This is a genomic window from Amycolatopsis silviterrae, from assembly GCF_042684085.1.
Taxonomy (GTDB): domain Bacteria; phylum Actinomycetota; class Actinomycetes; order Mycobacteriales; family Pseudonocardiaceae; genus Amycolatopsis; species Amycolatopsis silviterrae.
On the sequence record NZ_JBHUKS010000038.1, the window covers coordinates 126,302 to 152,107 of the forward strand.

Sequence of the window (25,806 nt, forward strand, 5' to 3'; positions counted from 1 at the left end):
CGTTTTCTGGGGATCCGGCGCGGCCCGAGCCCGCCATACGATCCGACCGACGACCCATGAATGCTGCCTGGCTACCGCGGTGGAGTGCGCAATGCGTGAGAGTGAGAAGAATCGGGAATCCGGCTTCGCGGAGCGGCTGACGCTTCTGCCGCCGGCGGACCGCGCGGGGTTCCTCGCCGGCGTGGTCCACGACGCGACGCGGGCGGCGCTGCAGGCCGCGCTGCCCGAGGTGCCTGCCGTGCTCGACCCGGAGAAAGCGTTCTCCGACCACGGGTTCGACTCGCTCGCCGCGGTGGAGCTGCACGCGCAGCTCACCGACGCGACCGGGCTGGAACTGCCGGTGACGCTGGCCTTCGACTATCCGACGCCGGCCGCGGTCGCCCGTTTCCTGCACGCCGAGGTGTTCGGCGCGGAGGAGCCCGGCGCGGCGCTGGCCGCCGGTGCGGCGAACGACGAGCCGGTGGCGATCGTCGGCATCGGCTGCCGGTACCCGGGCGGCGCGGTGTCGCCGGAAGCGTTGTGGCAGCTGGTCGCCGACGAGGTGCACACCATCTCCGGCTTCCCGGAGGACCGCGGCTGGGACCTCGACAGCCTGTATGACCCGGACCCGGACAAGCCGGGCAGCAGCTACGTCACCGCGGGCGGATTCCTGCCCGGCGCCGGGGAATTCGACGCCGGGTTCTTCGGTATCGCGCCGCGCGAAGCGTCCGCAATGGACCCGCAGCAGCGGCTGGTGCTGGAGACGGCGTGGGAAGCGTTGGAGCGGGCCAAGATCGATCCGTCCACTTTGCGCGGTACTCCGGCGGGTGTGTTCATCGGTGCCGAGGCGCAGGAGTACGGCCCTCGGCTGCACGAAGCTCCCGATGGCCTCGACGGCTACATGCTCACCGGCAACGCGCCGAGTGTCGTCTCCGGTCGCATCGCCTACGCGCTTGGTCTGGAAGGGCCGACGCTGACCGTTGACACCGCTTGCTCCGGTTCGCTGGTCGCGCTCCACCTGGCGGTGCAGGCGTTGCGACGTGGGGAAACTCAGCTCGCGCTCGCCGGTGGTGTTGCGGTGATGGGCGCGCCGGGCACGTTCACTGCCTTCAGCCGTCAGCGTGGTCTGGCGGAAGACGGTCGCTGCAAGGCTTTCGCTGCTGCCGCGGATGGCACTGGGTTCGCTGAGGGCGTCGGTGTCCTGGTGCTGGAACGGCTTTCCGACGCAGTCGCGAATGGACACACGGTGCTCGCCGTGGTCCGCGGTTCGGCGATCAACTCCGATGGCGCGTCGAACGGTCTTACCGCGCCGAACGGTCCGTCGCAGCAGCGTGTGATCAAGCGTGCGCTGGCGGACGCTGGCCTGGCATCGTCCGATGTGGACGCGGTCGAGGCACACGGCACCGGCACCCGGCTCGGCGACCCAATTGAGGCGCAGGCATTGCTGTCCACCTACGGGCAGGACCGTGAGACGCCGCTGCTGCTCGGGTCGATCAAGTCGAACATCGGGCACACGCAGGCCGCGGCGGGTGTCGCGGGCATCATCAAGATGGTCGAGGCGATGCGCCACGGCGTGCTGCCGAAGACACTGCACGTGGACGAGCCGACGCCGCATGTCGACTGGACCACTGGTGCCGTCGAGCTGCTGACGGAGCAGCGGGAATGGCCGGCGATCGAACGTCCGCGCCGCGCTGGCGTTTCGTCGTTCGGCGTGAGCGGCACCAACGCGCACGTCATCATCGAGCAGGCTCCGGCCGTCGAGACGGTGGAAACCACGAGCGACGAGCTGCCGGTCGTGCCGCTGGTCGTGTCGGCGCGCAGCGAAGAAGCGTTGAAGGCACAGGCCGCCGCGCTGGTGTCCACTGTGGAATCGCAGAATCTGACCGACCTCGGCTTCTCGCTCGCCACCACGCGGGCCGCGCACGATCAGCGTGCCGTGGTCGTCGCGGAGGACATCGCCGACGCCGTGCGCGGGCTGCAGGCGCTGGCGGCGGGCGAGCAGGACCCGAACGTCGTCATCGGCGAGCGCACGCCGGGCAAGCTTGCGATGCTGTTCACCGGCCAGGGTTCGCAGCGCCTCGCGATGGGGCGTGAGCTGTACCTGGCGTACCCGAAGTTCGCCGAGGTCTTCGACGAGGCTGTCGACCACCTCGACGTCCAGATGGAGACCCCGCTGCGCGACGTCCTCTTCGGCGACGACGCCACGGAGCTGAACGAGACGCAGTACACGCAGTGCGCGCTGTTCGCGGTCGAGGTCGCGTTGGCGCGGCTGCTCGAATCGTGGGGCGTGCGCCCGGACATCCTGCTCGGCCACTCGATCGGCGAGCTGGCCGCCGCGCACATCGCGGGCGTTTGGTCGCTCGCCGACGCGTGCCTGGTCGTCGCCGCTCGCGGACGCCTCATGCAGGCGTTGCCGGAGGGCGGTTCGATGGTCGCCATCGCGGCGACTGAGGACGAGGTCCAGCCGCTGCTGGGCGACCAGGTCAGCCTGGCCGCGGTGAACGGCCCGACGTCGGTCGTCGTCTCCGGCGAGCGCGAAGCGGTGGAAGCCGTCGTGTCGGTGTTCCGCATGCAGGGCCGCAAGATCAGCGAGCTGCGGGTGTCGCACGCGTTCCACTCGCCGCTGATGGAGCCGATGCTGGCCGAGTTCCGCGAGATCCTCGAGGTGGTCGACTACGCGACCCCGACGATCCCGGTGGTCTCGAACGTCACCGGCCGGATCGCGACCGCCGAGGAGCTGTGCTCGCCGGGGTACTGGCTGTGGCACGTCCGCCGCGCGGTGCGGTTCGCCGACGGCGTCCAGGCGCTGGTCGACGCCGGGGTGACGACCGCGGTCGAGGTCGGCCCGGACGCCGTGCTGTCGGCGATGGCCGCCGGCACGAGCGACGCCATCGCGTTCACTCCCGCGCAGCGCCGCGACCGGCCCGAGGTCACCACGCTCGCGGCCGCGCTCGGCCGCCTGCACACCCGTGGTGTCGCGGTCGACTGGACGGCGTTCTTCGGGACCGCGCAGGTGGTCGACCTGCCGACGTATGCCTTCCAGCACAAGCACTACTGGCTCACCGCGCCGGCCGGGCACGGCGACGCGGCGGACCTCGGCCAGCTGGCCTCGGGGCACCCGCTGCTGGCCGCCGAGATCGGCTTGGCCGGCGACGACGGTCTCGTCTTGACCGGTCGCGTCGCGCTGCGGACGCATCCGTGGCTGGCCGACCACTCGATCGCGGGCACGCCGGTGCTGCCGGGGACCGCGTTCGTCGAGATGGCTCTGCACGCCGCCGCCCAGGTCGGGTACGGCGTCGTGGACGAGCTGACGCTGCAGGCCCCGCTGGCGCTTCCGGCATCCGGTGGCGTCGCGCTGCAGACGCTGGTCGGCCCGGATGTCGACGGCCGCCGCACGATCGAGTTCCACTCCCGTCCCGACCACGACGCCGACGCGGCCTGGACCCGGCACGCCATCGGTGTCCTCGCCGCCGGCCCGGTGGTCGAGCCCGCGCCGCGCGGCGAATGGCCGCCCGCTGGTGCCGAAGTGGTCGCGACGAGCGAGCTGTACACCGAACTGGCCGAGCAGGGTTACGGCTACGGGCCGCTGTTCCAGGGCTTGCGGACCGCGTGGAAGCGCGATGACGTCGTGTTCGCTGAGGTCGCGCTGCCGGCGACCGGGCGCGACGCGGCGTTCGGCGTTCACCCGGCGCTGCTGGACGCGGTCCTGCACGCCACCGACTTCGCTCCGGGCGAGGCGCGGGAACCGGACGAGATCCGGCTGCCGTTCGCGTGGACCGGCGTGCGGCTGCACGCTTCCGGCGCGACCGAGGTCCGGGTGCGGATCACCTCCCCGGCCACCGGTGGCGTCTCGATCGACGTGACGGATGTGGCCGGTACGCCGGTGCTGTCCGTCGAGTCGTTCCGTTCGCGGCCGGTCCGCGAGGCCGACCTCGGCACTCAGGCGCGCGACCTGCTGTACACCGTCGAGTGGACTCCGGTCACGAGCTCGGCGGAGCTGCCGACGCTCGCTTCGCTGGGCTCGATCAACGGCTTCGACGTGCCGGTGGTCGACTCGCTGGTGTCGCTGGTCGACGTGCCCGAGGTCGTGCTGCTGCCGGTTTCGGTGCCGGGCAAGAACATCGCCGCCGCTGCCAAGCAGACCGCGCACCGCGTGCGGACTGTGCTGCAGCAGTGGCTGGAAGGCGACCGCTACGCCGGTGCGCGCTTGGTGGTGCTGACGCGCGGTTCGCTGGCCGACTCCGCAGTCCGTGGGCTGGTGCGCTCGGCGCAGGCTGAGCACCCCGGTCGCGTGGTGCTGGTGGAGGGCGCTGCCACGGCGGCGACGCTCGCCACCGCGCTCGGCTCGGGTGAGCCGGAGCTGCGCATTGACGGTGACACGGTGTCGGCGGGCCGGATGGTCCGGTTGGCGGCCGAAGGCGGCGAGCCGACCTGGCGTACTGACGGAACCGTGCTGATCACCGGCGGTACCGGCGGTCTTGGTGCGCAGGTCGCGAAGCACTTGGTCACGAAGCACGGGGTGCGCAGCCTGCTGTTGCTGAGCCGTCGTGGTCTTAACGCCCCGGGTGCGGCTGAGCTGGTCGAAGAGCTGGCGGAGCTGGGCGCGACCGCGAAGGTGGTCGCTTCGGACGTCAGCAAGAAGCGTTCGCTGTCGTCGGCGATCAAGAAGGCCGAGCACCCGCTGTCCGCTGTCGTGCACACCGCTGGCGTGCTCGACAACGCGATGATCGGCTCGCTCACCGCCGAGCAGCTTGACGCAGTGCTGGCCCCGAAGCTTGACGCGGCGTGGGCGTTGCACGAGCTGACTGCGGAGCTGGACCTGTCGGCGTTCGTACTGTTCTCCTCCTCGGCGGGTCTCGCCGACGGGGCCGGACAGGCGAACTACGCCGCAGGCAATACGTTCCTCGACGCACTGGCCGAGCACCGGCACGCCGCCGGCCTGCCCGCGACGTCGCTGGCCTGGGGTCTCTGGGCCCCCGACGCCGGTCAGGCGATCGGCATGGGCGCGACACTGTCCGAAGTGGACCGCAACCGCATCGCGCGGCTGGGTCTGGCTCCGCTGACCGTGTCGGAAAGCCTTGCCGCGCTTGACGCTGCGCTCGGCACCGGGGTTCCGACGGTGGTGCCGACCCGGGTCGACCGGGCCGCGCTGCGGTCGCGCGGCGAGGACGTTCCGGCCGTGCTGCGCGGGCTCGTGCCCGCCGGCCGCCGCCGGATCGCGGTCGCCAGCGGGGAAGTGACGCCGGAGCAGCAGTTCGCCGAGCGGTTCGCGCACCTCGCCGAGGCCGACCGGGACCGTGCGCTGCTCGACCTGGTGCGCACGCACGTCGCGGCCGTTCTCGGGCACGACAGCGCGGACGCGATCAGCCCGGCCCGCCCGTTTGGCGAGATCGGGTTCGACTCGCTGGCCGCGGTCGAACTGCGCAATATCCTCGACTCGGTCACCGGCATGCGGCTGCCCGCGACGCTGGTGTTCGACTACCCGACGCCGCGCGCGCTCGCCGAGTACCTGGCGTCGCGGCTGGCCGGGCTGGCCCCGACGCGAACCATCACTCCGGTGACCACGGTGGACCCGGAGGAGCCGATCGCCATCGTCGGTATCGCCTGCCGTTACCCGGGTGGCGTCGCGACGCCGGAAGACCTGTGGCGGCTGGTGTCCGAGGGTGAGGAAGCGCTGTCCGGCTTCCCGGTCGACCGAGGCTGGAACGTCGACTCGCTGTATGACCCGGAGCCCGGCAAGCCTGGCCACTCCTACGTCAAGCACGGTGCCTTCCTGCACGACGCGGCCGAGTTCGACGCGGACTTCTTCGAGATCAGCCCGCGCGAGGCGGCGGCGATGGACCCGCAGCAGCGGCTGCTGCTGGAGGTCTCGTGGGAGGCGTTCGAGCGGGCCGGAATCGACCCGGTCGGCTTGCGCGGCAGCGCGACCGGTGTGTTCGCCGGCGTGATGTACCACGACTGGGGCACCCGGCTCGGCACGGTTTCGGACGACATCGCGGGCTACCTCGGCAACGGCAGCCTCGCCAGCGTCGTGTCCGGCCGCGTGTCGTACGCGCTGGGGCTGGAAGGCCCGACGGTCACTGTGGACACTGCGTGCTCGTCTTCGCTGGTCGCGCTGCACTGGGCGGTGCAGGCGCTGCGTCGCGGCGAGTGCACGCTGGCGCTGGCCGGCGGTGTCACCGTGATGTCCACTCCGGACACTTTCATCGACTTCAGCCGGCAGCGCGGGCTTTCCGCCGACGGCCGGTGCAAGGCGTTCGCCGAAGCGGCGGACGGCACCGGCTGGGGCGAGGGCGCGGGCATGCTGCTCGTCGAGCGGCTGTCTGACGCTCGTCGCAACGGCCACCCGGTGCTCGCGGTCCTCCGCGGCTCCGCAGTGAACCACGATGGCGCGTCGAACGGCCTTACCGCACCGAACGGTCCTTCGCAGCAGCGGGTGATCGCCAAGGCGCTGGCCGACGCCGGTCTGCAGCCGTCCGAAGTGGACGCTGTCGAGGGCCACGGCACCGGTACCACGCTGGGCGACCCGATCGAGGCGCAGGCGCTGCTGGCCACCTACGGCCAGGACCGTTCCGAGGACGAGCCGCTGTGGCTGGGGTCGATCAAGTCGAACATCGGTCACACACAGGCCGCGGCGGGTGTCGCGGGCATCATCAAGATGGTCATGGCGATGCAGCACGGCCAGCTGCCGCAGACGTTGCACGTCGACCGTCCGTCCACTGTGGTCGATTGGGAGACCGGCGCGGTCCGGCTGCTGACCGAGTCGCGTGAGTGGGACGTCGACCGGCCGCGCCGGGCAGCGGTGTCGTCGTTCGGCATCAGTGGCACGAACGCGCACATCATCCTGGAGCAGGCGCCGGCGATCCCGGCCGAACGGCCTTCCGAGACGCAGACGATCGTTCCGGTCGCGTTGTCCGGCCGGTCCGCCGCTGCGGTGCGCGGACAGGCGGCGCGGCTGCGTTCTTGGCTTGCTGAGGGCGTTTCCGTCGCGGAGATCGCGCGTTCGCTGGCTGCGACGCGGGCCTCGCTGGAACACCGGGCAGTGGTTGTCGCCGAAACGGCGGCCGAACTCGCCGACGGCCTCGACGCGTTGGCGGGCGGTGACGCACCGACCGGCCAGGTCGTGGACGGGAAGCTCGCCTTCCTGTTCTCCGGACAGGGCGCGCAGCGGGTCGGCATGGGACGCGAGCTTTACGACGCGTACCCGGCCTTCGCGACGGCGTTCGACGCGGTGTGCGCGGCGATCGATCCGCTGGTCGACGTTCCGCTGCGGGACGTCGTGTTCGGCACCACCGAACTCGCTGACCGTGGCCTGCTGGACCAGACGCAGTACACGCAGACCGGGCTGTTCGCGGTCGAGGTCGCGTTGTTCCGGCTCGCCGAGTCGTGGGGCTTCCGGCCTGACGCGCTCGCCGGGCACTCGATCGGCGAGCTGGCCGCGGCCCACGTCGCGGGCGTGCTTTCCCTGGAGGACGCGGCAAAGCTGGTCGCCGCTCGTGGCCGGTTGATGGGTGCGCTGAACGATCGTCGCGGCGCGATGGTGTCGTTCTCCGCCACCGAGGACACGGTTCGCGAGCTGCTGCAGGGCCACGAGGACGCGGTCAGCATCGCGGCGGTGAACGGTCCGGCCGCCGTGGTCGTGTCGGGTGACGCGGACGTGGTCGCCGAGATCGAGCGGGCCGCGGGCGATGTCCAAACGCGACGGTTGCGCGTGAGCCACGCGTTCCACTCGCCGCTGATGACGCCGATGCTGGACGAGTTCCGCGAGATCGCCACCGGGCTGTCGTATGCGGCCCCGAAGATCCCGATTGTCTCGACGGTCACTGGGAAACTCGCCACCGACGACGAGCTGCGTTCGCCGGAGTATTGGGTCACCCACGTCCGCGAGACCGTCCGTTTCGGTGCTGCGGTCACGACGCTGGCAGAAAGCGGCGTTCAGACGTTCCTGGAGATCGGCCCGGACAGTGTGCTGTCCGCGCTCGGCCCGCAGAGCGTCGACGCGGAGTTCGTCCCGTTCGGCCGGCGCGACCAGGACGAGGTGCGCACCGCGCTCACCGCGGCCGGTCGCCTGCACGTTCGCGGCGCGGCGAAGCTCGGCCCGCTGCTCGGCGACGGCCCGGTCCGGCTCGACCTGCCGACGTATGCCTTCCAGCACAAGCGTTACTGGCTCGACGCGACTCCGTCCGGAGATGTCACCTCGGTCGGTCAGCAGCCGCTGGCGCACCCGATGCTGGGCGCGGTCGTGGCACTGTCCGGTTCGGACACCACTGTCCTCACTGGACGGTTGTCCGCTTCGTCGGTGCCGTGGGTCGCGGACCACGTGGTGAAGGGCGCGATCCTGGTGCCCGGCACCGGGTTTGTCGAGCTGGCGGTCGCGGCTGGCGACCAGGTGGGCCACCCGACGGTGGAGGAGCTGACGCTGCAGGCGCCGCTGATCCTGCCGCCGGACGGCGCGGTCGCGCTGCAGGTCGTGGTCGGCCCGGCGAACGGCGACCGCCGCCCGGTCACCGTGTTCTCCCGCCCGGTCGAATCGGACGGCGACTGGACTCAGCACGCGCTGGGCACGCTGTCCGCCACCGCGCGGCCGGAGCCCGCTGGCCTCACCGAATGGCCGCCGGCCGGCGCGACCGTGATCCCGGTCGAGGGCGCGTACGAACTGCTCAACGAGCGCGGCTACGGCTACGGCCCGGCGTTCCAGGGCCTGAAAGCCGCGTGGCGACGGGGCAACGAGGTGTTCGCCGAGGTCGAGCTGCCGGAACCGGCCGCATCGACGGCGGGTTCCTATGGCCTGCACCCGGCGCTGCTCGACACCGCGATGCACGCCGACCTGCTCGGTGACCCGAGCGGTTCGACGCTGCTTCCGTTCGTGTGGAACGGCGTCACGCTGCACGCGGTCGGCGCTTCGGTGCTGCGGGTGCGGATCGTGCGGCTGGATGGCGACGAGCTGTCGTCCATCGAGGTCGCGGACGGCGAAGGCAACCCGGTCGCGTCGGTCGAGTCGCTGGTCTCGCGGCCGGTGCGGACCGAACTGGCCGCGCAGGCTGACACCACGGACGGTTCGCTACTGAAGATCGGCTGGCAGTCCGTGCCGGTCGCGGCTGCCGAACCGGGCGACGTCGTTGCGATCGGCCAGGGCCGAGTCGGCGTGGCCGCCACCTATAGCGGCTTCGCGGACCTGCTCGGCGCCGTCGATCGCGGGGAGCCAGTGCCCGGTCTTGTGACGCTCTCGGTGCCCGCTGCGGACGGCTCGGTGCCGGAGGCGGCGCGAGCCAACGTGACCTGGCTGCTCGCCGAGATCCAGGCCTGGCTGGCCGAATCGCGCCTGACGGACACGAAACTCGCGATCGTCACGCAGTCGGCGGTCCCGGCTGGCGAGTCCACTGTGGACGTCACGCAGGGTCTGCTGTGGGGCCTCGCCCGGGCGGCGCAGGCTGAACACCCAGGTCGGGTGTTCCTGATCGACGCGGATGCGGGGACGAAGGTCGAGACGATCGCCGCGGTGGTCGCCTCGGGCGAACCGGAGTCGGCGATCCGCGCCGGCGCGGTCCTCGCCCCGCGCTACACCCGCACCGAGTCGACCGGCACCACCGCGTGGGACGGCACGGTCCTGATCACCGGCGGCACCGGCGGTCTCGGCAGCCTGCTGGCCCGTTACCTGGTGGCCGAGCACGGCGTGCAGAGCCTCGTGCTCACCAGCCGCCGCGGTCTCGACGCTCCGGGTGCCGCGCAGCTGGCCGAAGAGCTGACTGACCTGGGCGCGACAGTCCAGGTGGCGGCGTGCGACGTCGCGGACCGGGCGGCCGTCGAGCAGCTGATCAACGGCTTGCCGAACCTCGGCGCGGTGGTGCACGCCGCCGGTACCGCTGACAGCGGCGTCTTCGACTCCCTCACCGCGGAGCAGCTTGACGCGGTGCTGCGGCCGAAGGTCGACGCGGCCTGGCACCTGCACGAGCTGACCGCCGACCGGCAGCTGTCCGCGTTCGTCCTGTTCTCCTCCGCGGGCGGCCAGGTGCTGCCCGCCGGACAGGCGAACTACGCCGCGGCCAACGCGTTCCTCGACGGGCTCGCCGAGCACCGGCGTGCGGCCGGGCTGCCGGCAACCGCGCTGGCGTGGGGTCTGTGGGCGGAAAACACCGGACTCGGCGGCGACCTCGCCGAAGCCGACCTCGCCCGGATGGCGCGCCTGGGCCTGCCCGCGGTGACTGCCGAACAGGGCCTGGCTCTGTTCGATGCCGCCGTGGCCACTGAAGACGCGGTCATCGCGCCGCTTCGCGTGGACGTCCCGGCGCTGCGAGCGCGTACCGACGAACTGCCCGCGCTGCTGCGTGGTTTCGTGCCGCCGAAGGCACGTCGCGTGGCGAAGGCGGCCAAGGCGGCGGACAACGCACTCGCCGACGAGCTGGCCGCGCTGGTGGAAAGCGAACGGGACCGGGTGCTGCTCGACCTCGTCCGCACGCAGGTGGCCACCGTGCTCGGCTACGCGGAGAAGTCCGAAGTGGACGGAACGAGGGCGTTCAAGGAGCTGGGCTTCGACTCGCTCGCCGCGGTCGAACTGCGCAACCTCCTCGGCACCGCGACCGGCCTCTCGCTGCCCGCAACGCTGATCTTCGACCACCCGACCGCCAAGGCCGTCGCGGACTTCGTGAAGGGCAAGCTGCTCGGCGCGGTCGCGAAGACCCCGGCGACGACCGCCCGCACGAACGCGTCGATGCAGGAACCGATCGCGATCGTCGGCATGGCGTGCCGCTACCCCGGCGGCGTGCGGTCGCCGGAAGACCTGTGGCAGCTGCTGGTCGACGAGGTCGACGCGGTCACCGGCTTCCCGACCAACCGCGGCTGGGACGTCGAGGGCATCTACGACCCGGAACGCGGCAAGCGCGGCAAGACCTACGCGAACGAGGGCGGCTTCCTGCACGACGCGGCGGAGTTCGACCCGGCGTTCTTCGGCATCGGCCCGCGCGAGGCGATGGCGATGGACCCGCAGCAGCGGCTCCTGCTGGAAACCGCGTGGGAGGCCATCGAGCGCGCCGGCATCGACCCGACCGTGCTGCGCGGCAGCCTGACCGGCGTCTTCACCGGCGCGATGTACGACGACTACGGCAGCCGCGCCCCCGGCGCTCCGGCCGACGTCGCCGCCTACATCCCGAACGGCAGCTCCGGCGCGGTCGTCTCCGGCCGGATCTCCTACCTGCTCGGCCTCGAGGGCCCGAGCATGACGGTGGACACCGCGTGCTCGTCCTCGCTGGTCACGCTGCACCTCGCGGTGCAGGCGCTGCGGGCGGGGGAGTGCGGGCTGGCGCTGGCCGGCGGTGTCACGGTGCTGTCGCAGTCGGACCTGTTCGTCGACTCCAGCCGCCAGGGCGTGCTTTCGCCCAACGGCCGGTCGAAGTCGTTCTCCGCGGCGTCCGACGGCGTCGGCTGGGCTGAGGGCGCGGGCCTGCTCCTGCTGGAGCGGCTGTCCGATGCGCAGCGCAACGGGCACGAGGTGCTCGCGGTGGTCCGGTCGAGCGCGGTGAACCAGGACGGTGCGTCCAACGGCCTCACCGCCCCGAACGGCCCGTCGCAGGAACGCGTGATCCACGCGGCCCTCGCGGCTGGCGGGTTGCAACCGTCTGATGTGGACGCTGTCGAGGCACACGGTTCGGGCACCAAGCTGGGCGACCCGATCGAGGCGCAGGCGCTGCTGGCCACCTACGGCCAGGACCGGGACCGGCCGCTGTACCTGGGTTCGGTGAAGTCGAACATCGGGCACGCACAGGCGTCCGGTGGTGCGGCAGGCGTGATGAAGGTCGTGCAAGCGTTGCGGCACAACATGTTGCCGAAGACGATGCACGTCGACGCGCCGTCGCCGGTCGTCGACTGGACCACGGGCAACATCGAGCTGCTCACCGAGCCGCGGCCGTGGCTGCGCAACGGTCACCCGCGTCGCGCTGGCGTCTCGTCCTTCGGTATCAGCGGCACCAACGCGCACATCATCATCGAGGAGGCCCCGCCTGCTCCGGCCAATGAAACCCGGCGCACCGCTCCGGAACTCCCGGCGATTCCGTTGCCGCTGGCCGGTTCGGTCGCGTCGGCGCTCGCCGACCAGGCCGCCCGGCTGGCCGCGCACCTGCGGGCCAACCCGGACGTCAGCCTGACCGACGTCGGCTACACCTTGGCCACTGCGCGGGCCGCGCTCGACCACCGCGCGGTGGTACTGGCGGCCGACCGCGAAGCAGCGCTGAAGGCGCTCGACGGACTGGCCGACGGCCGGACCCCGGCGGGCACCGTGGCCGGCACGGTCAGCGCGGCCGACCTGACCGCGTTCCTGTTCACCGGACAGGGCGCGCAGCAGCCGGGCATGGGACGCGGGCTGTACGAGGCGTTCCCGGCCTTCGCCGGAGCGTTCGACGAGATCTGCGGACTCTTCGACGCCGAGCTGGACACCCCGCTCAAGCAGGTGATCTGGGAGGACTCGCCGCTGCTCAACCAGACCGCGTACACGCAATGCGCGCTGTTCGCGATCGAGGTCGCGCTGTACCGGCTGGTCGAATCCTGGGGCGTCACGCCGGATTACGTCGCCGGGCACTCGATCGGCGAGCTGGCCGCGGCGCACGTCTCCGGAGTGTTCTCGCTGGCTGATGCTTGCTCGCTGGTCGCCGCTCGCGGCCGGCTCATGCAGGCGCTGCCGTCCGGAGGCACGATGGCGGCGATCGCGGCCACCGAGGACGAGGTGCGCGCCTCGCTGCCCTCCGGCGTGGACATCGCGGCGGTGAACGGGCCGCGGTCGGTGGTCATCTCCGGTCCGGAAGAGGCGGTTGTCGCGGCCATGGCGACCTTCTCCGACGCTGGTCGACGGACGAAGCAGCTGGTGGTGTCGCACGCGTTCCACTCGTCGCTGATGGAGCCGATGCTGGCCGAGTTCGCGGTGGTGGCGGAGAAACTGACCTACGCCGCGCCGTCGATCCCGGTGGTGTCGAACGTGACCGGCAAGATCGCGACCGCCGCCGAACTGTGCTCGCCGCAGTACTGGGTGGGCCACGTGCGGGAGGCCGTCCGGTTCGCCGACGGCGTCGGCACGCTGCTGGCCGCGGGCGTGACCCGGTTCGTGGAGCTGGGTCCGGACGCGGTGCTCACCGGCATGGCGCGGGAATGCGACACCGCTTTGGCCGATCGGCCGGACCGGGTCGTCCAGGTGCCCGCGATGCGGCGCGGCCGGGCCGAGGTGCCGACCGTGTTCACCGCGCTGGCCACGCTGTACTCCCGAGGCGCGAAGATCGACTGGAAGGCGCTGTTCGCCGGCCAGGGTGCGTCCACTGTGGACTTGCCGACGTACGCGTTCCAGAACAAGTCGTACTGGCTCGACGCGACGAAGCCGACCGGTGACGTCAGCACGTTGGGCGCACAGTCCGCCGGACACCCGCTGCTGGGTGCGCTGGTGGAACTGCCCGACGGCGGCGCAGTGCTGACCGGACGGCTGTCGGTCGCGACGCAGCCATGGCTGGCCGACCACGTGGTGATGGGACGCACGATGCTGCCCGGCACCGCGTACGTCGAACTGGCGGTGCACGCCGGTGACCAGCTCGGATGCAACCTGCTGGAGGAACTGACGCAGCAGGCACCGCTGTTGCTGCCGGAGGACGGGGTCGACCTGCGCGTGGTCATCAGCGCGCCGGACGCCAGCGGACGCCGGGAGCTGTCGGTGCACTCGCGGACCGACGCTGGGTGGGTCCAGCACGCCGCGGGCACGCTGGCCAGCGGGGTGGCGTCGGACTTCTCGCTGAGCGAGTGGCCGCCCGCCGAGGCGGAGCCGGTGGACCTGACCGGGCTGTACGACGACCTGGCCGGGCTCGGCTTCGGCTACGGGCCGACGTTCCGCAACCTGCGGGCGATCTGGCTGCGCGAAGGCGAGGTCTACGCCGAGGTCGCGCTGCCGGAAGGCACCGCGGCGAACGAGTTCGGCCTGCACCCGGGCCTGCTCGACTCGGCACTCGGCGCGACGGACTTCCTGATCCCGGGAGGGCCGAAGGCGCTGACCGAGACGACCATCCCGTTCGCGTGGAACTCGGTGTCGCTGCAGGCCAGCGGCGCGACCGCGCTGCGGGTGCGGGTACGGAAGACCGACAGCGGTTCGTCGCTCGACCTGGCCGACGCCGCCGGTGCTCCGGTGGCCCGGATCGCTTCGCTGGTCACGCGGCCGGTGTCGGAAGGCCAGCTCGGCGCGAAGGTGCCGGACTCGCTGTACCGGATCGAGTGGCAGCCCGCTTCGGGCGTGCGGCTGGTGCCGTCGCTGGACGGCTGGACGGTGCTCGGGACCGACGACCTCGGCCTCGGGGTGCCGCTCTGCGCTGAGCCGGTGCCCGCGGAGGTCTTGGTGCTGCCGGTCGGTTCCGGATCCGGCTCGCTTCCGGCGCAGGTGCACCAGGTCGTGCAGGAAACGTTGCGACACTTGCAGAACTGGCTGTCGGCCGGGGACGGCAAGCTGGTCGTGGTCACTCGCGACGAGCTGGCGCAGGCGCCGGTCTGGGGTCTGGTGCGGGCCGCGCAGGCGGAGAACCCGGGCCGGATCCAGGTCGTGGACCTCGATGCTTCTCCGGCGTCTGCTCGGGCGCTGCCCGCAGTGGTCGCGTCCGGCGAACCGGAAGCCCGGGTGCGGAACGGCGAGGTGCGCGTGCCGCGGCTGACCCGGGTCACGGAGGTCGGCGAAACGGTCGAGTGGGACCCGGACGGCACGGTGCTGATCACCGGCGGCGCCGGCCTGCTCGGCGGGCTGCTGGCCCGGCACCTGGTCGCTCGCGGGGCCCGGGACCTGGTCCTGACCAGCCGTCGCGGTCTCGAAGCGGCGGGGGCGCGGGAACTGGTCGACGAACTGGCCGGCTCGGGCGCGAAGGTCACCGTGGCCGCGTGCGACGTCACCGACCGGGACGCGCTGGCGAAGCTGCTCGACACGCTGCCGCGGCTGACCGCCGTGGTGCACGCGGCCGGGCAGATGGACAGCGCGGTGCTGAGCGCTTTGACGCCGGAGCAGGTCGAGAACGTGTTGCGGCCCAAGGTCGACGCGGCCTGGCACCTGCACGAACTGACCGCTGCTCGGGACCTGGCGGCGTTCGTCCTCTACTCCTCGGCGGGCGGTCTCCTGCTCGCCGCCGGACAGGCGAACTACGCGGCTGGGAACGTGTTCCTGGACGCGCTGGCCGAGCACCGCGCTTCTCTCGGCCTCCCGGCGACGTCGCTCGCGTGGGGTCCGTGGGAGGGCACCGACGGCGAGGTGGACCTGGCGCACATCGCCCGGTCCGGGGTCGCGGAACTGTCCGCGGCTGAAGGGCTGGAGCTGTTCGATGCCGCTCTGTCTTCGGATACGGCGGCGCTGGTGCCAGTGAAGCTCGACCTCAAGGACGCCGACCACGCGTCGGCACTGCTGAAGGGGCTCGTCACCGCTGGGCCGCGACGGGCCGCTGTCGCCTCGTCGTCGGCCACGCCGGAGGCCGGGTTCGCCGACAAGCTCGCCACGCTCCCGGCGGACGAGCGGGACTCGGCGGCGCTGGACCTGGTGCGCGAGCACACGGCGGCAGTACTCGGGTACGACGAGGCGTCCGCGGTCGGGGTCGAGAAGGGCTTCACCGACCTGGGCATCGACTCGCTCGCCGCGCTGGAGCTGCGCAACCGGCTCGGCGCCGCGACCGGGCTGCGGCTGCCCGCGACGCTGATCTTCGACTACCCGAGCCCGCTGCCGCTGGCGAGGCACCTGCTGGCGGAACTGGCTCCTGAGCCTTCGGCTTCGGATTCGGTTTCGGCGGAAGAACTGAACGGCACCGACGACGCGGCGGCGGCAGTCGCCTCGATGGACCTGGCCGACCTGGTCCGCTCCGCGATGGGCGGCACCGACGAACGGGGTGAATCCCAGTGACCGACAAGTCCGCTCCTTCGACCGAGCAGATCGTCGCCGCGCTGCGGCAGTCCATGACGGACAACGAACGGCTCCGTGCGGACAACCAGCGGCTGGCCGCCCGGCAGTCCGAGCCGATCGCGATCATCGGCATGGGCTGCCGGTACCCCGGCGGGGTAACCACGCCCGCGCAGCTGTGGGACCTGGTGGCCGGCGGCGTCGACGCGATCGGCGAGTTCCCGGCCGACCGCGGCTGGGACACCGCCGCCCTGCACGACCCGACCGGCACCCGGCCCGGCACGACCTACTCGAACGAAGGCGGTTTCCTTTACGACGCCGCCGATTTCGAACCGGAGTTCTTCGGCATCAGCCCACGCGAGGCGGTCACGCTGGACCCGCAGCAGCGGTTGCTGCTCGAGACCGCGTGGGAAGCCGTCGAACGCGCCGGGATCGTGCCGTCGACCCTGCGCGGCAGCGCCACCGGAGTGTTCGCCGGCGTCATGTACCACGACTACGGCGCGGGCAGCAGCGACGGCAGCCTGATCTCCGGGCGGGTTTCGTACACGCTCGGCCTCGAAGGCCCGTCGGTGTCGGTGGACACCGCGTGCTCGTCCTCGCTGGTCGCGATGCACCTTGCCGCGCAAGCACTTCGGCGCGGGGAATGTTCGCTGGCGCTGGCCGGCGGGGTGACGGTGATGGTCACGCCGGACATGTTCGTGTACTTCAGCGAACAACACGGCTTGTCCTCGGACGGCCGGTGCAAGGCGTTCGGCAGCGGCGCGGACGGCGTCGGCTGCTCCGAGGGTGCCGGAATGCTGTTGCTGGAACGGCTTTCCGACGCTCGGCGCAACGGGCACCACGTGCTCGCGGTGCTGCGCGGGAGCGCGGTCAACTCGGACGGTGCTTCGAGCGGTATCACTGTGCCCAACGGTCCGGCTCAGCAACGGGTGATCCGGGCTGCCTTGGCCGACGCTTCTTTGGAACTGTCTGATGTGGACGCCGTGGAGGCACACGGCACCGGCACCAAGCTGGGCGACCCGATCGAGGCGCAAGCCCTGATCTCGACCTACGGCAAGGTCGCTACTCCTTCGCGACCGTTGTATGTCGGCTCGTTCAAGTCGAACGTCGGGCACACTCAGGCCGCGGCCGGGGTCGGCGGGGTGATCAAGATGGTGGAGGCGTTGCATCGAGGGGTGTTGCCGCCGACACTGCACGCCGATGAACCTTCGCCGCACGTCGACTGGACGGACGGGACCGTCGCGCTGCTGAACGAGCCGACGCCGTGGCCGTCGACTGACCGTCCCCGGCGGGCTGCGGTCTCGTCGTTCGGCATCAGCGGGACGAATGCGCATGTGATTGTGGAGCAAGGAGATCCTGCTCCGGCGCCTTCTGTCGAGTCTGGGCCGGTGACGTGGCTGGTTTCCGCTTCGTCGCCGGAGTCTTTGCGGGCACAGGCTGGTCAGCTGGCTGAGTTCGCTGCTTCGGGCTCTCCCGCGGATGTCGGGCTTTCCCTTGCTACGGCGCGTACCTTGGCGGAATACCGGGCTGGAGTAGTGGCGTCGGATCGGGAGGCTGCTGCGCGGGCTCTTGTCGATTATGCAGCAGGCCGGGCTTCGTCTTTGGTGGTCTCGGGCGTGGCTGCTACGCGGACTACGGCGTTTCTCTTTACCGGCCAAGGCGCGCAGCGGGCTGGCATGGGCCTCGACCTCGCTGCCGCGTATCCGGTCTTCGCCGCGGCTCTGGACGAGGTCGGCGCTGCCTTGAACCTCGATGTCCCGTTGCGCTCCTTGCTAGCCGACGCGGACCGGCTCGACCAGACCGGCTACACGCAGCCCGCCCTGTTCGCGGTGGAAGTCGCCCTGCACCGGCTCTTGGAGTCGTGGGGCGTCCGGCCCGCTTACCTGCTCGGCCACTCCGTCGGGGAGATCGCCGCCGCGCACGTCGCCGGGGTGCTTTCCCTTGCGGACGCCGGAAAACTGGTCGTCGCCCGGGCGCGGCTGATGCAGGCGCTGCCCGCCGGCGGGGCGATGGTCGCGGTGCAGGCTACCGAGGACGAGGTCGTGGCGCTACTAACCGATGGTGTAGGAATCGCGGCCGTGAACGGGCCTCGGTCGGTGGTAGTGTCGGGGGTAGAGAAAGAAGTACTTGCGGTTGCTGGGAAATTTACTCGAACCTCTCGGTTGCGGGTGTCGCACGCCTTCCACTCACCGCTCATGGACCCGATGCTGGACGAGTTCGCCGCGGTCGCGCGCACGCTGACGTACTCCGCTCCCGCAGTGCCGATCGTGTCCACAGTGGATGTTTCGGCGGATGTGGCGTCGCCGGACTACTGGGTGCGCCAGGTGCGGTCGGCGGTGCGGTTCGCCGATGGCGTGCGGGCGCTGGCCGAGGCCGGGGTGGACACGTTCGTCGAGGTGGGCCCGAGCGCGGTGCTGACGGCGATGGGACAGAGCTGCGCTGATGGCGCGGTGGGTGTTGGTGCGGTGGGTGCTGGTACGGCTGTTGCGGCGGGCTCGGCTGGTGCTGGTGTGGCGGGTGGCGGCGCGGCCACCCTCGCCAACGCAGCCTTTGTGCCGGTGCTGCGCAAGGACCGAGCCGAAGCAGAGTCCGCCGCCGCTGCGGTCGCGACCCTGTTCACACTCGGCGGCACGGCCGACTGGGACGCGTTCTACTCCGGCGCGCACACCGTCGAACTGCCGACCTACGCCTTCCAGCGCAAGCGCTACTGGCTGGACAACCCCACCGGTGCGCGGGCTCGCGGCGTAGCCGAAGTGGGCCAACGGGAAGCCGCGCACCCACTGCTCGGCGCGGTGGTCGGCACGGCGGACTCCGGCGGCGTCGTCCTCACCGGACGGCTGTCGCTGGCCGCGCAGCCCTGGCTGGCCGACCACGTCGTCCAGGGCAACGCGCTGTTCCCCGGCACGGCGTTCGTCGAGCTGGCCGTGCGTGCCGGCGACGAGGTCGGCTGCGGACGGGTCGACGAACTCACCCTGGCCGCGCCGTTGATCCTGCCGGAGCAGGGCGCGGTACGGCTGCAGGTGACCGTCGGCGCGGAGGAAGACGACGGCACCCGGGCGCTGGGGATCTTCTCCCAGGCCGAGGACGCCGACGAGTGGGTGCAGCACGGCAGCGGCCGGCTCTCCCCAGCCGGTTCGCCGTCCGCGGTGGCCGGACAATGGCCGCCGTCCGGAGCCACGGAGATCGACGTGACCTCCCGGTACGACGAGCTGGCCGCGCAAGGCTTCGACTACGGCCCGGTGTTCGCCGGTCTGCGTCGAGCCTGGCAGGCAGGCGACGTGCTGGCCGCCGAAGTCGCGCTGCCCGAGCACGCCGACGGCAGCGCGTTCGGCCTGCACCCCGCGCTGCTGGACGCCGCCCTGCACACGATCGGCCTCGCCGGGCCGACCGAGGACAAACCAGTCCTGCCGTTCGCATGGTCCGGCGTCTCGCTTTACGCCGGCGGTGCGGCAAGCCTGCGCGTGCTGATCTCGTCAGACGTCGAAAACACCGTCTCGCTCACCGCGACCGACGCGTCCGGCGCACCCGTGCTGCGCGTCGATTCGCTCGCCCTGCGACCGATCGCGGACGACGCGTTCGCCGCGGCCGCGCGTTCGGCAGTGGACGATTCGCTGTTCCGTGTCGACTGGGTCCCGTGGCAGGGCGACGACGTCACCGCCGTAACCACCGCAGTCCTGGGCAGCGATCCGTTCCACCTCGGCGGACAGTCCTATGTGGGCCTCCCCGCCCTGCTGGAGGCAATCCACAACGGAGCCCTCGTCCCGGACGTGGTGTACGTGCCGTTCGCCGCCCCGGAAAACGCTACTCCGGAAGGCGCTCGCGCAGCCGTCCACGGACTCCTCGCACTGGCCCAAGCCTGGGTCGCCGAGGACGTCCTGGCTGCTTCGCGCCTGGTCGTCGTCGCCTCCGGTGCGATCGCCACCCGCCCGGACGAGGGCGCGGACGATCTCACCCACGCCGCACTGTGGGGCGTGATCCGCACCGCGCAACTCGAGTACCCCGACCGGTTCATGGTGGTAGACCTCGACAACGGCCCGCTCCCGATCGGCTCAGTGCTCGGCGCGATGTACGCCGACGAGCCCGGCGTCGCAGTCCGCGACGGCGCGGTTCTGGTGCACCGCCTGGCAAAATACGCCCCGACCGGCGCGGTCGCCTTCAACCCGGACGGCACTGTCCTGGTCACCGGCGGCACCGGCGTGCTCGGCCAGCTGATCGCCCGGCATCTGGTCACCGACCACGGCGTCCGAAACCTGCTCATCACGAGCCGCCGCGGTCCCGCCGCTCCGGGTGCCGACGAGTTCGTCGCCTCCCTAACGGACCTGGGTGCCTCCGTCTCGCTAGTGGCCTGCGACCTGGCCTCCCGAGACGCCGTCGCCGGCCTGCTCGCCGACGTTCCGGCCGACCACCCGCTGACCGCGGTAATCCACACGGCCGGTGTCGTCGACGATGGCGTCCTGCTGTCGCTGACACCGGAACGAATGGACGCCGTACTCCGCCCGAAGGTCGACGCCGCTTGGCATCTGCACGAGCTGACCGCGTCGATGGACCTGTCCGCCTTCGTGCTGTACTCGTCCGCCGGCGGAACCCTCGGCGCCGCCGGCCAGGCCAACTACTCAGCGGCGAACGTCTTCCTCGACGCACTGGCCCATCACCGTGCGGCGCAAGGCTTGCCCGCCGTGTCGCTGGCATGGGGCCTGTGGACCGAAGGCGGCATGTCCGGCGATCTGGCCGACACGGACCTGATCCGCATGGCCAGGTCCGGCGTCTTCGGCCTGTCCTTCGCCGACGGCCTGGAACTGTTCGACGCGACAGTCGCCGCCGGGCAACCGTCGCTGGTGCCGGTGCGACTGGACATGTCCGGTCTGCGCGCCGACGCACACAGCGTCCCCGCGATGCTGCGCGGCCTGATCCGAGGCCGTCGCCGCGTCGAGGTCGTTGACGATTCCTGGAACCAGGTGCTGCGCCTGTCCGGCGCGGAGCGGGTCCGAGCCGCCGTCGACCTGGTGTGCGGCACCGCTGCGGTGGTCCTGGGCCACGAACGCCGGGACGCAGTGGATCCGCGAAAGGGCTTCATCGAACTGGGCTTCGACTCCCTGACTGCCATCGAACTGCGCAACCGCCTCGACGTCCTCACCGGCATGCGCCTGCCCGCGACGCTGATCTTCGATTACCCGTCCGTGCAGGTCCTGGGAGAACATCTCGTCGCGGACGGCGCTCCGTCGGCAGTCGAAGTCCAGCTGGACGCACTGGAAGACGTCGTACGGAGCCTGGAACCGGATGAGGTCGCCGGAGTCGTGACGCGGTTGAAGTCCGTGCTGGCGTCGCTGGTCCCGGACGAGGAAGTGGAAGGAGCCAGCGCGGACGAACTGTTCGCACTGCTCGACGAGGAACTAGAAGCCCGGTGACGCTCTGGGGCCGCCCGTACTCGCGGGCGGCCCCAGAGTTCAGCCGTCAAACAGACAGGCTTCAACCCGATCGGCAAGGCTGTCCCAGGGCCGACTACTGAGCCACGGCTGCCGGAACCGCTCCGCCTCCGCGCGCAGCCATTGTCCGTACCGGCGGTTCATCCGCACCACGCCCTGCTGTTCAAGCGGCGTCAGCGCGAGAAACCGATGGCCGCTCGGCCGGGTGGCGAGAGTCGTCCAGAGGACGTCTTCTTCAGCCTCCACCAGGTAAACCGGCAGGCAGCCGTGGTACCGATGCAGGAGATCCGGCTGCAGTCCTTCACCCTCGATGAGCACGCGGGTATGCCGCGCGCTGAGCCGGTCGAGTTCGGGGATCAGCCCGGGCTGGAGCCGAGCTGTCGAGGCCAGCAGGGCTTCCAGCAGCTCGTCTTCGGACCGAAGCCAGCTGTGGTCCCGGCGCGCGGTGAAATCATCGGTGCGCAGATCATCGACGTGGACTACTTCATCGAAATCGTGCCGCGCCAGGAGCTGCTCGACGACAGTCGTCTTGCCGACACTCGAGCCCCCGCCGATCGCATAGACAGTCATCGGTCTCTAACCGCGTTCAGCCCACCCGGGCAGATCACCGGCCACCTCCTCAGGCGAGGGCATCCGGGCGATCTCCTCAGCGATGGCCCGGGCCGCGTCGCGATGCTCACCGTTGCATGCCAGCAGTTTTCGCGCACCATCCGCGACACTGTCCACGCTCAACGCCTCGGGAAGAATGCTCAACGCAGCTCCCGCGGCGCGGAGCGCTTCCGCATTGGCGAACTGGTCCGCCCCCTGCGGCAGAACCAATTGCGGCACCCCGACCGCGAGCGCGCTGAGTGTCGTACCACTCCCGCCGTGATGCACGACCAGGTCGACCTGCGGCAACAGTTCCGCCTGCGGTACCCAACTCCGAACCGTGACGTTCTTCGGTACCGCACTGAGCTGGACATTCCCGGCCGCGACCACTACGTCGGCATCAAGCGCCGACAAGCCCTGGACCGCTGTGGTGAGCACTTCCGGCGTGCCGAACGCAGTGCCGAGCGTCAGATAGACGAGCGGCCGCGGAGCCCGATCGACGCGCCACTCAGGCAGCGCCGGCTCGGAATAGGCGACCGGGCGGAGTTCGATCCGCTCGGCTGTCGCGAGAAAGTCCTTGTCCTGCAAGGATCGCGGACAGATATCGAGATGCGGCCGATCCAGCGCGGGCCGCTCCAGCCCGATCCCGGCGGGAAACATCCGGCCGAACCCGTGCCAGAGACTGGGAATCCCGGCCCGCTCCGCCGCGACGGCCGGGCCCGGCTGGCCCCATTCGTGCACGACGAGGTCGGGCCGCAGCCGGACCAGGTCGGGTTCGAGATCCTCGGCGTAGATCTCGTAGAACGAATCCGCCGGCCGAAAGGGCCGCAACTCGTTGCGGCGCAAGGACCCGTGCACGTTCTCCCCAGCGGCGAAGTGCACCTCGTGCCCGGCCTCCCGAGCCGCGACCGCGAGCGGAATGAGCGGGTAGGTATGCCCGACCGACGCGAGGCTGGTGAAGAGCACGCGCATTGCTGACCAGGTCCTTCCTCAGATCCTGGATGCTTACATCAGATGCCATGAACATCTGAATTCAGATTAGCCTGCTCGCCGCAGGTGCGGCAACCGTCTCGGCAGGCAGTCGATATCCGCCGACGGAGTCTGCCTCGTCCCGATCGGCGGCCGTCGGGGCTATGCCCTGTTGTCTGAACCCACGGTCGCGGCGGAATTTCCGGCCGTGGACGTTAAGTCGAGCCATTCCCCGACGGGCAGAACGCATGCGCGCAGCCCGGCATGTGCACGGAACTCGGCCTCCGGGTCGGCTACCTCGACGTAGCCGGCGATCTTGTCCGGCTGCTCCGCCTCGTAGTGCATCGGCACCGCATACCGGGCGTCGAGAATTTCCGCGGCCGCGGCAGCCTGCTTCGGATCCATCGCGGCGGGCAGCGGACTCGGCGGCTGAAGATGCGGTGCGTCAACCACGGCACCGTTGGCAGGCAGGAACGCCGCGTCGACCGGGCTGAACCGGCGGGCGATGAGCCACCAGAAACCGTGGAACATCGTGTCGCCGCCATGGAAAACCCGCTGGCCGTCAGCCTCGACGACCCAGTTCAGCTGCGGATCGCCCAGCCCGTCGACGGCAGGGACCGCAGTGACGCGGAACGGGCCGATTTCGCGAGTGGACCAGGGCTCCACGACTTCGGTAGCCAGCCGGTGCAGGACCAGTTCGTGCTCGGCGGGCAGGGTGGTCACGTTGTCCACGTCGTCGCCGTGGCCGGGCGCTGGCCGGAGTACTGGCGCTCCCGGCTCCAGCACGTCCGCGAGCGCGGTTGCGTCGGTGTGGTCCCGGTGCAGGTGAGTGACCAGGGCGGCCGTGACTTTCCCGCTCGGTGCTAGCAGTCCTTCGCCAGGCTTCCATCCCGTGAACAGCGGTGACAGGTCTCGCGCGTAGTCGATCACCAGTCGCTCGCCGTCCGCTTCGATCTCCAGTCCGGCCCAGCCCAGTCGTCGCATCCGCATCTTGTTGCTCCCTCGTCTCGGTGGTCGCTGCGAAATTTAGCGTACGTACGTTCGCTAATCAATAGCGAACGTACGTACGCTATCCTTCGTGCATGTCACCGCGACGCTCAGCGGCCGAAGCGCAGGCCACCAGGGGCCGGATTCTCGGCCGTGCGGCCGAGATCGCCTCCGAGGAAGGGTTGGACGGCATCACCATCGGCCGGCTCGCCGAGGAGCTGGAGATGAGCAAGTCTGGGGTGCACAAGCACTTCGGCACCAAGGAGACGCTGCAGATCTCCACGCTGGACAAGGCATTCGTGGACTTCTGGCACCGGGTGGTCGAACCCGCGCTGCCTGAGCCACCGGGGCTGCGGCGGCTGCGCGCGGTGTGCGCCAACTCCGTGGGCTATCTGGAAGAACCACTGCTGCCCGGCGGCTGCCTGATGACGGCGGCGCTCACCGAATACGACGGCCGCCCGGGGCGGGTCCGCGACGCGGTGGCCGAGGTGTGGTCGCGCTGGCGGGAACAGCTGCGGGCGGACTTGACGGCGGCGGTGGAGAACGGGGAGTTGCCTGCTGGGTTTGACGTCGAGCAGGCGCTGTTCGAGATCATCGCGGCCGGGCTGGCGTTGAACGCTGCCATGCAGCTCCAGCACGACCGGACGGCTGCGGGGCGGGCGCGTCGCGCGATCGAGCGGGCGTTGGAGCAGTCCTGACGCCTGCGTTTGACTGACTGGCTGAGTGGGAGGGCTCAGGCGGCTCGGGTCACGACTCGGTGGCCATGCCCAGGGAGCACAGCGAACCGGCGAGGGCGATCAGGTCGTAGCGGGTGTCGTCCTCGTTCGTCTCCCACAGGGCGGAGAGGGTGGTGGCGGCCTGGTCGACGTCGCCGTTGTGTTGCTTCAGGGCGATCCACATCGCGGCGGCCACCGGCTCGCACTCGATGTGGCGGTTGGTCGTGCGGCAGGTCAGCTCCAGGTGGCCGTTGGCGAGCATGCGCTGGGTGACGCCGGGGGCGGTGGTGATCGCCATCATGATGGCCTCCTGGTTGAGGGGGGTGTTTCCTTGATGTACCTAGTTTCTCGGAACCGGCCCGCCGGAGCCATGGGGTGTGCTCCTGAAGCTTCCCTGGGGTTTCCCCACCCTTATCCCCGGTAGATTCCCGGTTGCCAGCGGGCCAGGGTTGTGGTGATCGTCTTGAGGACGGCGCTGAGCTGGTCATTCAGGTAGAAATGGCCGCCGGGGAAGATCTTGACCTGGCAGTCGCCCGTGGTGTGGGCGCGCCAGGCGCCGGCCTCGTCGAGGTCGGTTACCGGGTCCGCGTCGCCGACCAGGACCTGGATCGGGCAGCTCGGTTCCAGCCCTGGCTGGTGCCGGTAGGTCTCTACCGCTGTGTAGTCGCCGCGGATCGCGGGCAGGACTATTCGCAGCAGCTCGTCGTCGCCCAGGACGCCGGCGTCGGTGCCGCTGAGTTCCTTCAGCGCGGCGATCAGGCCGTCGTCGTCGCGTTGGTGGATGAACTCGATGCGTTGCGCGGACGGGGCCCGGCAGGCGGAGGCGAAGAGGCCGAGCGGGGGAGTGCCCCGCGCCTCCAGGCGGCGGGCCACCTCGTAGCCGACGGTGGCGCCCATGCTGTGGCCGAACAGGACTACCGGCAGGTCGGACCACCTGGTGAGGTCGTCGGTGATCGCGTCGGCGATGGCGGCGACCGTGTCCAGGCATGGTTCGGTGCGGCGGTCTTGCCGGCCGGGGTACTGGACCGCGACCACCTCGAAGTCCTGCCCTGCCGCGGCTGCGGAGAGCGGGAAGTAGGCGGTCGCCGAGCCGCCGGCGTGTGGCAGGCACACCAGACGCACCCGGGCCTCGTCGGTCGGGTGGAAACGGCGGATCCACCGGCTGGTGCCTGCGTTCGCGGGTGTTTCGTCCACTGCGGTCACAAACCCAGGAGTGTTCGGGGCATGGCCGGTGCTGGGCAACCCCCTAGCCAGGCAGGCT

General features: G+C 70.8%; 8 protein-coding genes. 3 read left to right on the forward strand and 5 right to left on the reverse strand.

Annotated elements, in window-relative coordinates:
* Window positions 1-79 precede the first annotated feature (79 nt).
* Together ACFSVL_RS44265 and ACFSVL_RS44270 are read left to right on the forward strand one after the other, a co-directional pair.
* On the forward strand, window positions 80-15,865 hold the full coding sequence (locus ACFSVL_RS44265; protein ID WP_449224407.1) for an SDR family NAD(P)-dependent oxidoreductase: 15,786 nt from the start codon (window positions 80-82) through the stop codon (window positions 15,863-15,865).
* Window positions 15,862-21,267: a type I polyketide synthase gene (locus tag ACFSVL_RS44270; protein ID WP_378313804.1), complete on the forward strand. Its 5,406-nt coding sequence runs from the start codon at window positions 15,862-15,864 to the stop codon at window positions 21,265-21,267. The genes ACFSVL_RS44265 and ACFSVL_RS44270 overlap by 4 nt, the downstream gene beginning before the upstream one ends.
* A gap of 39 nt (window positions 21,268-21,306) precedes the next feature.
* Here the strand turns inward: ACFSVL_RS44270 and ACFSVL_RS44275 are convergent, their stop codons facing one another.
* From ACFSVL_RS44275 to ACFSVL_RS44285, 3 genes are all read right to left on the reverse strand, one after another.
* The gene (locus ACFSVL_RS44275; protein WP_378313805.1) at window positions 21,307-21,855 is read right to left on the reverse strand and encodes a hypothetical protein; all 549 of its coding nucleotides are present in this window, start codon (window positions 21,853-21,855) and stop codon (window positions 21,307-21,309) included.
* Between the two features lie 6 nt (window positions 21,856-21,861).
* Window positions 21,862-22,845 (reverse strand): glycosyltransferase, encoded by a 984-nt coding sequence (locus ACFSVL_RS44280; protein ID WP_378313807.1) that lies wholly within the window; start codon window positions 22,843-22,845, stop codon window positions 21,862-21,864.
* Between the two features lie 159 nt (window positions 22,846-23,004).
* Window positions 23,005-23,832: an MBL fold metallo-hydrolase gene (locus ACFSVL_RS44285; RefSeq protein WP_378313809.1), complete on the reverse strand. Its 828-nt coding sequence runs from the start codon at window positions 23,830-23,832 to the stop codon at window positions 23,005-23,007.
* A gap of 92 nt (window positions 23,833-23,924) precedes the next feature.
* On the opposite strand from ACFSVL_RS44285, the gene ACFSVL_RS44290 reads away from it, so the two are divergent.
* On the forward strand, window positions 23,925-24,527 hold the full coding sequence (locus ACFSVL_RS44290) for a TetR family transcriptional regulator C-terminal domain-containing protein (RefSeq protein ID WP_378313810.1): 603 nt from the start codon (window positions 23,925-23,927) through the stop codon (window positions 24,525-24,527).
* A gap of 49 nt (window positions 24,528-24,576) precedes the next feature.
* Here ACFSVL_RS44290 and ACFSVL_RS44295 read toward each other — a convergent pair whose 3' ends face one another.
* The gene (locus ACFSVL_RS44295) at window positions 24,577-24,846 is read right to left on the reverse strand and encodes a hypothetical protein (protein ID WP_182891233.1); all 270 of its coding nucleotides are present in this window, start codon (window positions 24,844-24,846) and stop codon (window positions 24,577-24,579) included.
* 110 nt (window positions 24,847-24,956) lie between these two features.
* Entirely contained in the window at window positions 24,957-25,748 is a 792-nt protein-coding gene (locus tag ACFSVL_RS44300; protein WP_378313812.1) for a thioesterase II family protein, read from the reverse strand.
* Window positions 25,749-25,806: the final 58 nt, after the last annotated feature.